Raw genomic sequence first — 12,165 nt, 5'->3', positions numbered from 1 at the left:
CGTCGCGGCATGATCCTCGAACGTTTCCTGCGCCGCCGGCGACCGGAGCCCGCCCCCGTGCTCGTCGACGACGGCACGCTCGTCGTCGTCGGTTCGTGCTTCGATCCGGCGCGGGCCGACTCGGCGGTGGTCGCGGAGATGCGGGCGGCCGGGGTGGACGTGGAGAGCGGTGTCTTCGTGATGCGGCACGTGCTCACGCTGCCGGACCTGGCGGCGGCCGACGAGGCGGCCCGGATCCTGACGCCGGACGGCTGGGCGGTGCTGGCGCCGACTCCCGACGAGCGGCCGCTGCGGGTGCTGATCTCCCGCCAACAGGTGCTCACCGGCCTGGAGCCGGCTCGGGAACGGACCCGGATGGCGGGCCTGGCCCAGCGGCTGGGCGGGGACGCCGAGGGCTATGAGGTGCTCGCGCGCGGGTGAGTCGAGGGGGCGGTCGAGGCCGGCCGGGCGCGACCGGGACGGGCGCGGGAGTGACGAGGCGCACATTTTCCTGCCGAAAAGCGCTAACATCCGGGTCGATCCGAGTGTTGTCCATACTTGAACACGCAGCCCGAACATGCGCAGCCCCGAAGACACGCAGCCCAGACACAGGCAGGTGGACATGACGCGCGGCGAGACCATGACCGTCCTCGTGTACAGCGACGACCGCAACACCCGTCGGAAGGTCACTCTCGCGCTCGGGCGCAGGCCCGCCGTCGATGTGCCGTTCGTGGAATACCTGGAGTGCGCCACCGAGCCCGCCGTGATCGAGGCGATGGACAAGGGCGGCATCGATCTGGTGATCCTGGACGGGGAGACCGCGCCCGCCGGTGGCATGGGCGTGTGCCGTCAGCTCAAGGACGAGATCTACAACTGTCCGCCGGTGCTGACCCTGGTCGGTCGCCCGCAGGACGCGTGGCTGGCCACGTGGTGTCGCGCGGACGCGGTGGTGGCCCACCCGCTGGACCCGCGCACGCTCGCGGACGCCGCGGCCGACCTGATTCGCGGCCGGATCGCGGGCCGTCAGCCGGCCTGACCGCATCCCGGATAACCGCCCGGCCGCAACGGGCGCGGTGGGTACGCTGTCGCGGACTTATCCGATGACACAGCGGGAGCGGACCATGGGCGCCTCGACCTCTACGAACAAGAGCGGCGGCAACCCGGCGGCCCGTTCCTGGCGGGACCTCCTGGCGGCGCTCATGCGGGGCGACGACCTGCCCGCCGACGCGACCGCGTGGGCGATGGACCACATCATGACCGGCGAGGCGACCCCGGTGCAGGTGGCCGGGTTCGTGATCGCGTTGCGGGCCAAGGGCGAGACGGTGGACGAGGTCTCGGGCCTGGTGCGGGCGATGTACGCGCACGCGTCGACCATCGATGTGCCCGGCCGTACCGTCGACATCGTCGGCACCGGTGGCGACCTGGCCCGGACCGTGAACATCTCGACGATGTCCGCGATCGTGGTCGCGGGCACGGGCGAGACGGTGGTCAAGCACGGCAACCGGGCGGCCTCGTCGTCGAGTGGGGCCGCCGATGTGCTCGAAGCGCTCGGAGTGGTGCTGGACCTGACTCCGGATCAGGTGGCCCGTACGGCCGAGGAGGCGGGCATCACGCTGTGCTTCGCGCAGCGCTTCCACCCGTCGTTGCGGCACGCGGCGCAGGCGCGTCGCGAGTTGGGTGTGCCGACCACGTTCAACTTCCTCGGACCGTTGACCAATCCGGCCCGGGTGCGCTTCCACGCGATCGGGGTCGCGGATCTGCGGATGGCGCCGATCGTGGCGGGTGTGGTGGCCGATCGCGGCGGGAGCGCGCTGGTGTTCCGCGGCGACGACGGGCTGGACGAGTTGACCGTCACCACCACGTCGCAGGTGTGGATCGTGCGGGACGGCGACGTGCGCGAGGACCGGGTGGACCCGCGCGACCTGGGCCTTGTGCTGAACGGGATCGAGACGTTGCGCGGCGGTGACGCGGCGTTCAACGCGGAGGTCGCCCGCAAGCTGCTCGCCGGAGAGAAGGGTGCCGTGCGGGACGCGGTGCTGTTGAACTCGGCCGCGGCGCTGGCGGCGCTGGGCCCGGGGGAAGGGTCACTGACCCAGCAGTTGGCGGCGGGGATCGACCGGGCGGCCGAGGCGATCGACTCGGGGGCCGCGCGGGCCGCGCTCGATCGGTGGGTGGCGACGACACGTTCGTTCGCGCGCGGATAGTCGTTTCGGGCGCCGGGTGGGTCGGGCCGTCGTGCCGTCGTGGTCGACCCGCTCGGCGCCGCGCGGTGCGGGACGGGTGCGGTCCAGGATGTGGGAACGGTGGGGCCGTCGTTGCGCCGGGCGTTCGGTCCGGTAATAATTCTGCTCAGGTCACGAGTGACAGTGGAAAGCCCCGGCTTGCTGTCCGGCAACCCTCGCTCCGCGGTGGGGTGCCCCGGGTGATGACACGGCCAGGCGTCGTAAGGCGTCCCGGCAAGCGCGGACCCCTTGCATGACGGCAGCAGATGCTCCATGTGACCCGGGGGTCCTGTACCTGGGGAGCATGTGATGGCGTGAAATCTCTTTCTCGAAACGGGCGAATCGCCCTATTCCGTACGCGCTGAGTTCTCGCGCGTCACCCCCGGGCCGTTCATTGCCGCGGCCCGCGAGACCACGTTTTTTTCGCCAGCGGACCATCCGGTGCGTTTCGATGTCGATCAATCGACATCCGCTTCGGTGTTCCGTGCCTGCCGAGGAGTTCCGCCATGACCGTCGACACCGCTTCCGCTTCCGCCGCCGCCCTCGACTGTGACGTCGCCATCGCCGCCCCGCTGCCCGTGGTCGGTCGGGACGTGCTCGTTCCGCTGGTGACCGGCGGCGAGGTCGAGTACGCCGCGCTCGACTACGGGGCGAGCGCGCCGTGTCTGCAGCGGGTGTGGGACGACGTGTCCGCGTACCTGCCGTACTACGGCAGTGTGCACCGGGGCGCCGGTTACCTGTCCCAGTTGTCCACCGACCTGTACGAGCAGAGCCGGGCCACGGTCGCGAGCTTTTTGGGACTGCGGGCGGACGACACGCTGCTGTTCACCCGCGGGACCACCGACTCGCTCAACCTGCTCGCGTCCGTACTGCCGCGTGGCACCCGGGTGTTCGTCTTCGAGACCGAGCACCACGCGGCGCTGCTGCCGTGGCGGCGGCACGCGGGGGTGACCCAACTGGCCGCGCCCGAGTCGCCGGCGCAGGCGGTCGCGGCGCTGGAGGCGGCGCTGGCCGGGTCCGGTGACGGGCCCCGGCTGGTCTGCGTGACCGGCGCCTCGAACGTGACCGGCGAGATCTTCCCGGTCGCCGAGTTGGCCGAGGTCGCGCACCGGCACGGCGCGCGGATCGTGCTGGACGCCGCGCAACTGGCCCCGCACCACCCGGTGTCGGTGGCCGACCTGGACGTGGACTGGATCGCGCTGTCGGCGCACAAGCTGTACGCGCCGTTCGGCTCGGGGGTGTTGGCGGGGCGGGGCGACTGGTTGGACGCGGCCGAGCCGTACCTGGCCGGCGGCGGAGCGAGCAAGACGGTCAGCCGGGACCACGTGGAGTGGCAGAGCGGTGCGGCTCGGCACGAGGCGGGGTCGCCGAACGTGATCGGCGCCTACGCGTTGGCGTCCGCGTGCCGGGCGATCACCGAGGCGGGGCCGGCGGCGCTGGTCGCGCGCGAGGAGGCGTTGCTGGCGCGTCTTCGGGCGCAGTTGGCGCGGATTCCGGCGGTGCGGACGTTGGAGCTGTTCGGGCCCGAGTCGGCGCGCGTCGGGGTGCTCTCGTTCGTGGTCGAGGGGTGGAACAGCTCGCGCTTCGCGGCGGTGTTGTCGGCGGAGTACGGGATCGGGGTGCGGGACGGGTTGTTCTGCGCTCATCCGCTGGTGCGGCACCTGTTGGGCGGGCGGGCCGATCAGCCGACCGAGTGTGGGTCCCCGGACGCGCCGGAGGGTGAGCAGAACCTCAACGCGATCCGGGTCAGCTTCGGGTTGGGGACGCCCGTGGAGCACCTGGACCGCTTTGCGGCGGCGGTGCGGGAGTTGGTGTCGCGCGGGGCGGTGTGGAGCTACACGGTGGATGGCGGCCGGTGTGTTCCGGACGCGGATCCGCGGGGCGTGCGGCGGTTGCCTGCGGCGTAGGGGGTTTCGGCCTTGCCGGGCGGGTGTCCTCGAACGCCGGACGGGCTGGTTCGGGTGCCCTGGTGGTGTTCGCTGTGGGGGCGCTTGGGGGCGGCGTCGAATGATCCGGGTCCGGGCGCTTTGGGGCGCCCGGACGGGGTGGTTATTCCAGGCCGATGGCGAAGGCGGCTTCGAGGTCGTGTTGGGAGTAGGTGCGGAAGGCGATGTGGGTTGTGGTGGCTTCCACGCCGGGGACCTTGTTGAGGTGGCCCGGGATGACGTCGGCCAGGTCGTCGTGGGCGCGGACGCGCACCATGGCGATCAGGTCGAACTCACCGGTCACCGAGTAGACCTCGCTCACGCCCTCGATCGCGGCGATCGCCTCCGCGATTTCCGGGGTCTGGTCCACACGCGTCTTGACCTGCACGATCGCGGTGATCACGGGTAGTCCTCCGGCTCTCGACGACAAGATGCCCGAGCTTAGTCGGCGCGCGACCCGCACGGGCAGCCGCAGCGGGAGGAAGAACGGCGCGGTCGACGCGTGCGAGCGTCACCCGATAGGAGTGGTTTGCCCCGGCCAAACCCTGGGCGCCGGCGGTCGGCCCAGGGCGAGCAGGTCGGCCAACTCGTGCCGTCCGCTCTCGTGCATCCGGCCGATGAACGCGCGCAGGACGTGGGCGGTCGCCCGGGCGTCGGCCAACGCTCGGTGGGTCGGGTCGGTGGGCGCCTCGAAGTACCGCGCGAGTGTGCCCAGGCGCATGTTGGGCACCGTCCCCGGCGGCAGCAGCGCGCGGGCCAGCGCGAGCGTGTCCACCACCTGGAGATCGGGCCACGGTCGGTCGCACGCCAGGCTCGCCGCCCGCAGAAACCCCACGTCGAAGGGGGCGTTGTGGGCGACCAGGATGGCGTCCTCGGCGAAGCGGGTGAACGCCGGCAACACCAGGTGCAGCGCCGGCGCGTCGGCCACCAGGTCGTCGGATATCCCGGTCAGGTCGGTGATGAACTCCGGGATCGGTACGCCGGGCGCGACCAGGGTCGCGAACTCGCCCAACCGGTCCGATCCGCGCACGCGGACCGCGGCGATCTCGGTGATCCGCGCCTCCTGCGGATCCAGGCCGGTCGTCTCCAGATCGACGATCGTGAACACCTGTCGTTCCACCTCGTCACGAATCGCTCGGGATCCGTGCATGGTTCGCAACTCGTGGCCCGGGGCGATACTGTCCGGCGGGCGGGAACGCCGCGGCTGGTCGGCCGCCGGCAAGCCCTGATTCGCCGAACCTCGTGACCGGCAATCCCGGTGCGCGGTGCTGCTCATGTACCGGACGGTACGTTTCCGGCCCGACACGGCCGCGCCCAGGTACCTCTCGCCGCCCGGCATCATGGGTGTACGCGGACCGCTCGCGATCCGGAAAAGGCTCGCAAACGCGAACAGGAAGGGAACACGCATGTCGATCCAGGCCCCCACCGAGGACACCCGGTGGCGTTGCTCGCTCTGCGGCAACCTGACCCGGTTCGACGTGACCCGGACCACCAAGGCGGTCGAGTTCACCCACCTCGACCTCGCGGGCGTCGCCCGGGTCGAGGAGCGCGAGATCGTTTCCGACGAGATCGAGTCGGTGCGGTGCCGCTGGTGCAACGCGACCGATTCCGTCGAGCTGGTGGCGCGACCCGACGCGAGCTGAGCGCCGAGACCGTGCGGCGACAATGGGACTGTGCATCGTTTCGGCATCGGGGCGGCCCGGCGCGGCCGTCTCCGGTCCGGAACGCGCCATGATCAAGGCGTCGGCGTCCCGGCAACGGTGACGCGGGGAGGGGCCTCAAGGGAACGGGAAGGACCGGAGGAGCAGTGAGCGGACCGGATACCCGCGCGGACGAGGTCACGCCTGCGCACGCCGCCGAGGCCGCCGAGGCGGTGCCGGTTGCCGAGCCCGACCTCGACCCGCAGTCCCGGACCGAGGCGGGGACCGGTCTGCCCGGCTCCCTTGTCGAGCCCGAGGTGGCGGTCGACCACGCGGTCGACCGGGAGCCGGACGGCCCCACCGATCCCGCGGCCCACGCGCACCCGGCCGGGTCGGGCGCCGCCGAACCCGGCACCGCGACGGAGGACGAGCCCGCCGCCGTCACCGCGACCCAGACCGATGCCGCCCCCGCCCCCGCCCCCGCCCCCGGGCCCGAGACCGTGACCGAGTCCGACTCCGAGTCCCGGACGGAACCCGAGCCCGAGCCCGAGGCCGCGGAACCCGAAGCCGCCGCAGCGCCGGCAGTCGAGCCGGAGCCCGCTTCCGCCGGCACGGAGCCCGTTTCCGACCCGGGAGCCGGCACCGAGGCCGACCCGGACGGTTCGCAGCACGCCGAGCCCGAGGCGTTGTCCGGACCGTTGCCCGAGGCGGTTCGGGTGCGGGTGATCTCGGTGGCCGCCGACGCGCTCGGCACGATGACCGCGGACGAGGTGCCCGGCCCGCTGCGCCGGTTCGCCCGCTTCACCCACCAGCGCCGGGCCAAGTTCGCCGCTACACCGCTGGCCGCCGCGTTGGAGAACGATCCGGTGTTCCGCCAGCGCATAGCGGAGCGCTTTCGCAAGGGGCTGCCGGAGATCTCCGAGGCGCTCGAGGCCGGCAAGGTGCCCGCCGCGGCCGACCCGCTCGACGTGGCCGCCGCCGCGTACCTGCTGCGCCCGCGCGGCTGGGTCCGGCTGATCGAGACCGCCGGCGACGCGGCCAAGGAGGCCGCCGCCGACCGTGCCGAGGCCGAGGCCGCCGAGACGTTGTCCCGCCTGGAGCACGAGGTCGGCGTACTGCGCGCGGCATCCAAGACCGAGCACGAACGGCTGCGCGCGGAGTTGGAGACGGCCCGCAAGGAGGCCGACCACCTGCGCCGCCAGGTGCGCGGCCTACAGGGCAGCGCCAAGCACGAGGAGAAGGAGGCCCGCCGGGCCCGCTCCGAGCTGGACGCGGTGCGGGTCGAGGCGCAGGCCGCGATCGCCGCCGCGGAGAAGGAGGCCCGCCGGCTGCGCGGCCGGGTCGCCGAGGTCGAATCGGCCCTGGAGGCCAGTCGCCGAGCGGCCCGCGAGGGACGCAGCATGGAGGACACCCGGGTCCGGCTCCTCCTGGACACCGTCCTGGAGGCCGCCCAGGGGCTGCGCCGCGAACTCGCACTGCCGCCGGTGGGCATCCGGCCCGCCGACATGGTGGACGCGGTGGTGCCGGGCGCGTCCGGGATAAAGGACATCGCCCAACGTGCGTTGGAGGGCGACGATCCGGCCCTGCTCGACCAGCTGCTCGCGCTGCCGCAGGCGCACCTGGTGATCGACGGCTACAACGTGACCAAGACCGGCTACCCCACGCTCGCGCTGAACAAGCAGCGCGACCGGCTGGTCGGCGGTCTGACCGGGCTCGCCGCGCAGACCGGCTGCGAGGTGACCTGCGTGTTCGACGGCGCGCAACTGGACGCGCCGGTGCTGCTGGCTCCCGCGCGCGGGGTGCGGGTGATGTTCAGCAAGCCGGGCGAGACGGCCGACGAGCTGATCCGCCGGCTGGTCCGGGCCGAGCCGCCGGGCCGCCCGGTCGTGGTGGTCTCCACCGACCGCGAGGTGGCCGACGGCGTGCGCAAGGCGGGGGCGCGACCGGTGCCCTCGACGATGTTGTTGCGCCGGCTCACCCGAGGCTGATCCGGGCGCACGGACGCCGTTCGCACCACGTGTCGGTGCCGCTCCCTACCGTTGACGAGGAAAGTCGACGAAAGGGGAGAAGCCACATGCGCATCGCCTGTCGTACGCACCGAGGCCGCGGGCGCGCCGGCGCCGGCTGCGCGATTCCGGCCTCGATCGGGCCCGCGCTGATCAGCGCTCGATCCATGGATTCCGATATATCACCCGAATTATCGGACGCCTCTCCGTATGCCGACTCCGGGGAGTACGGCGAGCGTGCCGATCACCTCGACCACGCCGAGTTGGACGAGGAAACGCTGACCGCGCTGCGGTTGTTCGCGGCCGAGGGCATGCTGGCCGCAGCCGGTGCGCAACTGCGCGAAAGCGGCGAAATGATGAGCGCTCGTTGATCACTCGATCGCGAAAGATGATCCTTTTCGGCTGAATTGATGGCGCAAGACACGAAATTCGCGGATTGATTTGAAGCGGGCATGTTTGGGTCACTAGGGTCACCGGTCGAGCGCCCGCGCACTCGACCGTCCGACTCGGACGGCGGGTAGCCGGGCCCCCGGAGAAGGAGCCCGCCGCCGTGGCGTCCCATCGCAGGCCGAAGAGGGCCGGCCGTGCCCGGTTCACCGTGCTGACCGCCGCTGCCGTCACGGCGTTCGCGTTCGCGCCGAACGTCTCGCGGGCCGCCCCGGCGCCGACCGCGGAGCAGGTGCGGCAGCAGGTCGGCGAGCTGTACCGGCAGGCCGAGGCGACCACCGAGGAGTACAACGGCGTCGCCGAGCGGCAGGCCCGACTGCGCGAGCTGGTGGCCGGAGCCCAGGGGCGGATCGCCGACGCGCAGGCCGAGCTGGCGGCCCTGCAGGGCGGCATGGGCGCGATGGCCGCGGCCCAGTACCGCGCCGGTGGCATCGATCCCGCCATCGCGCTGCTGATGTCCGGGAATCCGGACGAATACCTGTCCCGGGCCGGCGTCCTGGACCGGCTGGCCGGCCGGCAGCGGGACGCGGTGACGCGTGTACGGTCCACCCGGCGCGCGCTGGAGCAGGAGCGCCGCGAGGCCGCCGATACGCTCGCCGCCCTGGAGGACGGGCGCAAGGACCTCGCGGCGGCGAAGGCGGCGGTCCGGACCAAGCTGGCGCGCGCCCGGGAACTGCTGAACACGCTGGACGCGGCGGACCGCGCGGCGTTCCTGGCCGGGGACGGGCCCGCCGAGGAGGGTACCGACCCGAACCGCGCCGGGCGCGACGACGCCCGGTGGCCGGTGGCCGGCCGCCAAGCGGCGAACCCCCCGATCGGTGGCCGGGCGGCGATCGCCGTGGCCGCCGCGACGACGGCGCTGGGCAAGCCGTACGTCTGGGGCGCCACCGGACCCGACTCGTTCGACTGTTCCGGTCTGACCGGCTGGGCGTGGCGACAGGCGGGCGTCGCGTTGCCGCGCACCTCGCAGGGGCAGGCCGGCGCGGGCCGGGCGATCCCGCTCACCGAGATCCGACCGGGCGACCTGGTCGTCTACTACGGCGGAGCCGGCCACGTGGGCATCTACGCCGGCGCCGGACGGATCATCCACGCACCCAAGCCGGGAACCCGCGTGCGCTACGCGCCGCTGAAGTCGATGCCGATCGCCAAGGTCGTCCGGCCCTCCTGACCCGCCTCGCCCGTTCGGCGGCCGGTCCGGTTCGGACCGGCCGTTCGGCGCGCCCACGTTACGATCGACCACGTGGATGACCCGAATCGGGCCGCACGCCGGATCCGCAGCCTGCTGCCCGTCCTGGTCGTGTTGTGCGCACTCGCCCAGCTCGGGGCCGTCCTCGGCGTCACCCGGTTCGTCTCGGACACGGTGACCGACGCGCCGTCGCGACCACGCGCCGGTGTCTCCGCCGGCCCCGTCCGGCCCTCGGCGGACGGCGGCGAGCAACACGCCAACGCGCGACGGATAGCGGTCGGCGCACTCCTGGACCGGCGCTCGACCGCGTTCCTCTCCCGCGACCGCGAGGCGTTCAACGCCACCCTGGACCCGCAGGACGCCGCGTTCCGACAGTCCCAGATCGGCGTCTTCGACAACGTCGCCGAGGTGCCGTTCGCCGGGTGGGAGTACGAGATCGTCACCCCCGACGCGTTCGAACTGCCCGCCGCGCGCAAGAGCGCACTCGGCGCACCCACCTTCACCGCCCGGGTCGACCTGCTCTACCGGATCACCGGACACGATGCGACCCCGGTGCGGGTGCCGCAGTACCTGACCTTCGTGCTGCGCTCGGGCACGTGGTACCTCGCGGCCGACACCGACGGCGCCGCGGCCGGGATGCGCGCCCCCACCCAGGTGTGGGACCTGGGCCCGATCACCGTCGTCCAGGGCACGCACAGCACGGTGCTCGGCATCGGCACCCGGGCCACGCTGCGCGAGTTCGCCGATACCGCGGACAAGGCGGTACCCCGGGTCAGCGCGGTCTGGGGAGAGTCCTGGCCGGGGCGCACGGTCGTCGTGGTGCCCGGTACCCAGGCGCAGATGGCCCGGCTGCTCGGCGCCGAACCGAGCAAATATCTCAAGATCGCGGCGGTGACCACCGGCGAACGCGGCGCGGCCTCGGATGCGGCCGCCGCCGACCGGGTGATCGTCAACCCGGACGCCTTCCGCGAATTGGGCGACCTGGAACGCCGAGTGGTGATGGCGCACGAGATCACCCACGTGGCGAGCCGGGCGTTCACCCGGGCCTGGACGCCGACCTGGCTGTCCGAGGGCTTCGCGGACTACATCGGCTACCTCGATTCGGCACAGACGATGCGCACGGCCGCCCCCGAACTGCGGCGGGACGTCAAGGCGGGCAAGGTGCCCACGCAGCTGCCGGCCGACCCGAGCTTCGAGACCACGCAGGAAGACCTGCCCCAGGCGTACGAGATGGGCTGGCTGGCGTGCAAACTGATCGCCGAGCGGTGGGGGCAGGCCAAGCTGGTCGAGTTGTACCGTACGGTCGGCGCCGAACGGCCGCCCGGCGTCAACGCGCCCGACTCGGCCTCGGCGCTCGCGTCGGCGATGGTGTCCGTCCTGGGCACCAACCCCGACGCCTTCACCAGGATCTGGCTCGACTACCTGCGTACGCAGGCCGGATGACAGGGGCACGGCAGGCATGTCCGTCCAGCGGTTGTTGCTGATCTGCCTGGTGTGCACAGGCGTCGTCCTGTTGGTGGCGATCGTGGTGACCACGCCGTGGCGGCCGCTGCCCGAGCCGCCCGGCGGCTTCACCCACCCGGATGCGGCCCGGGACTTCACCGCCGCCGAGATCGCCCGGGGCCGGTCGCTGGCCGAGGCAGCCCGCCCGCCCGCGTACCTGTCCATGGCGCTCTCGCTGGTGGTCTCGCTTGTGCTCGGGCTCACGCCCGTCGGCACGCGCGTCATCGAGGCGGTGGCCCGGCCCGTGGGCGGCGGGTGGGTGTGGCGCGTTCTGCTCGGCGGCCTGGCGCTGGCCCTGATCGGCCGGCTGGCGACAATGCCGTTCGCGGCGCGCCTGGAGGTGGTCCGGCGACGGTACGGGTTGTCCGTGCAGTCGTGGGGGAGTTGGTGGCTGGACCTGGCCAAGAGCTTCGCGATGTCCACCGGACTGCTGCTGCTGGTCGTGCTCGGGCTGTACGCCCTGATCCGGGCGCTGCCCCGGGCCGGCTGGCTGCTCGCGGCGGGCGCCGGCGCGCTGCTCGTGGTGGCGATCTCGTTCCTGTACCCGCTGCTGGTGGAACCGGCCTTCAACAAGTTCCACTCGATGCCGGACGGGCCGCTGCGCACGTCGCTGATGCAACTGGCCGAGCGGGACGGGGTGCCGGTACGGGACGTCCTGGTCGCGGACGCGTCCCGGCGGACCACGGCGCTCAACGCGTACGTGTCCGGGTTCGGCTCGACCCGGCGGATCGTGGTCTACGACACGACCGTGCGGGACGCGGATCAGCGCGAGGTGGAGCTGATCGCCGCGCACGAGTTGGGGCACGCCAAGCGCAACGACGTGCTGCACGGGACGCTGATCAGCGCGGCGGCGCTGGCGGCCGGCGTGTGCGCGCTGGGGCTGCTGATGACGTGCGCGCCGCTGCTGCGTCGGGCGGGCGCGGACGGTGCGGGCGACCCGCGCTCGCTGGCCCTGCTGCTCGCGATCGTCGCGGTGATCGGCACGGTGGCCGGTCCCGGCGAGATGCTGATCAGCCGTCGGCTGGAGGCCCGCGCCGACGTGCACGCGCTCGATCTGACCCGCGATCCGGACGCGTTCATCCGGATGCAGCACAGCCTGGCGGTGGCCAACCGCTCCAACGTCACCCCGAACCCGATCCTGCAATTCCTGTTCGCCTCCCACCCGACCGCCCCCGAGCGCATCGCACTGGCGCGGGACTGGGAGAAGCTGCACGGGAAGGGATAGGTCGGGGCGGGGCACCGGAAGCCGGGCCCGGG

General features: G+C 72.6%; 12 protein-coding genes and 1 riboswitch. Of the genes, 10 read left to right on the top strand and 2 right to left on the bottom strand.

Annotated features, from left to right (window positions below; all coding sequences use genetic code 11):
• Positions 1-9: 9 nt before the first annotated feature.
• From A3IC_RS0126000 to A3IC_RS0125985, 4 genes are all read left to right on the top strand, one after another.
• Positions 10-420, top strand: coding sequence for a ribonuclease E inhibitor RraB (locus A3IC_RS0126000; RefSeq protein WP_020552995.1), 411 nt, complete (start codon positions 10-12; stop codon positions 418-420).
• A 181-nt stretch (positions 421-601) separates the two neighbouring features.
• Entirely contained in the window at positions 602-1,015 is a 414-nt protein-coding gene (locus tag A3IC_RS0125995) for a response regulator (RefSeq protein ID WP_020552994.1), read from the top strand.
• Between the two features lie 64 nt (positions 1,016-1,079).
• The gene (gene trpD / locus A3IC_RS0125990) at positions 1,080-2,183 is read left to right on the top strand and encodes an anthranilate phosphoribosyltransferase (RefSeq protein ID WP_079026673.1); all 1,104 of its coding nucleotides are present in this window, start codon (positions 1,080-1,082) and stop codon (positions 2,181-2,183) included.
• A gap of 148 nt (positions 2,184-2,331) precedes the next feature.
• A riboswitch (SAM riboswitch) is annotated at positions 2,332-2,448 on the top strand.
• A 259-nt stretch (positions 2,449-2,707) separates the two neighbouring features.
• Positions 2,708-4,108, top strand: coding sequence for an aminotransferase class V-fold PLP-dependent enzyme (locus A3IC_RS0125985; RefSeq protein ID WP_020552992.1), 1,401 nt, complete (start codon positions 2,708-2,710; stop codon positions 4,106-4,108).
• 142 nt (positions 4,109-4,250) lie between these two features.
• Here the strand turns inward: A3IC_RS0125985 and A3IC_RS0125980 are convergent, their stop codons facing one another.
• Positions 4,251-4,529, bottom strand: coding sequence for an Lrp/AsnC ligand binding domain-containing protein (locus A3IC_RS0125980; protein WP_020552991.1), 279 nt, complete (start codon positions 4,527-4,529; stop codon positions 4,251-4,253).
• 108 nt (positions 4,530-4,637) lie between these two features.
• A complete protein-coding gene (locus tag A3IC_RS56630; RefSeq protein ID WP_205354645.1) occupies positions 4,638-5,234 on the bottom strand; it encodes an exonuclease domain-containing protein in 597 nt (198 codons plus the stop codon).
• 298 nt (positions 5,235-5,532) lie between these two features.
• On the opposite strand from A3IC_RS56630, the gene A3IC_RS0125970 reads away from it, so the two are divergent.
• The 6 genes from A3IC_RS0125970 (at position 5,533) to A3IC_RS0125945 (ending at position 12,133) form a co-directional block, all read left to right on the top strand.
• Positions 5,533-5,769, top strand: a complete 237-nt coding sequence (locus tag A3IC_RS0125970; RefSeq protein ID WP_020552989.1) for a hypothetical protein — start codon at positions 5,533-5,535, stop codon at positions 5,767-5,769.
• 683 nt (positions 5,770-6,452) lie between these two features.
• Entirely contained in the window at positions 6,453-7,754 is a 1,302-nt protein-coding gene (locus tag A3IC_RS0125965; protein WP_052173808.1) for an NYN domain-containing protein, read from the top strand.
• Positions 7,755-7,939: 185 nt separating this feature from the next.
• Positions 7,940-8,143, top strand: coding sequence for a hypothetical protein (locus tag A3IC_RS0125960; protein WP_158696104.1), 204 nt, complete (start codon positions 7,940-7,942; stop codon positions 8,141-8,143).
• A gap of 179 nt (positions 8,144-8,322) precedes the next feature.
• Positions 8,323-9,387, top strand: a complete 1,065-nt coding sequence (locus A3IC_RS0125955) for a C40 family peptidase (protein WP_026218749.1) — start codon at positions 8,323-8,325, stop codon at positions 9,385-9,387.
• A 72-nt stretch (positions 9,388-9,459) separates the two neighbouring features.
• On the top strand, positions 9,460-10,848 hold the full coding sequence (locus A3IC_RS56625; RefSeq protein ID WP_020552985.1) for a gluzincin family metallopeptidase: 1,389 nt from the start codon (positions 9,460-9,462) through the stop codon (positions 10,846-10,848).
• Between the two features lie 16 nt (positions 10,849-10,864).
• Positions 10,865-12,133, top strand: coding sequence for a M48 family metallopeptidase (locus A3IC_RS0125945; protein ID WP_020552984.1), 1,269 nt, complete (start codon positions 10,865-10,867; stop codon positions 12,131-12,133).
• The last annotated feature ends 32 nt before the right edge of the window (positions 12,134-12,165 follow it).

Origin of the sequence: Embleya scabrispora DSM 41855, assembly GCF_000372745.1 — a bacterium.
GTDB classification, from domain to species: domain Bacteria; phylum Actinomycetota; class Actinomycetes; order Streptomycetales; family Streptomycetaceae; genus Embleya; species Embleya scabrispora.
Note: the sequence above shows the minus strand (reverse complement) of the source record. Positions and strands in the feature narration are given on the sequence as shown.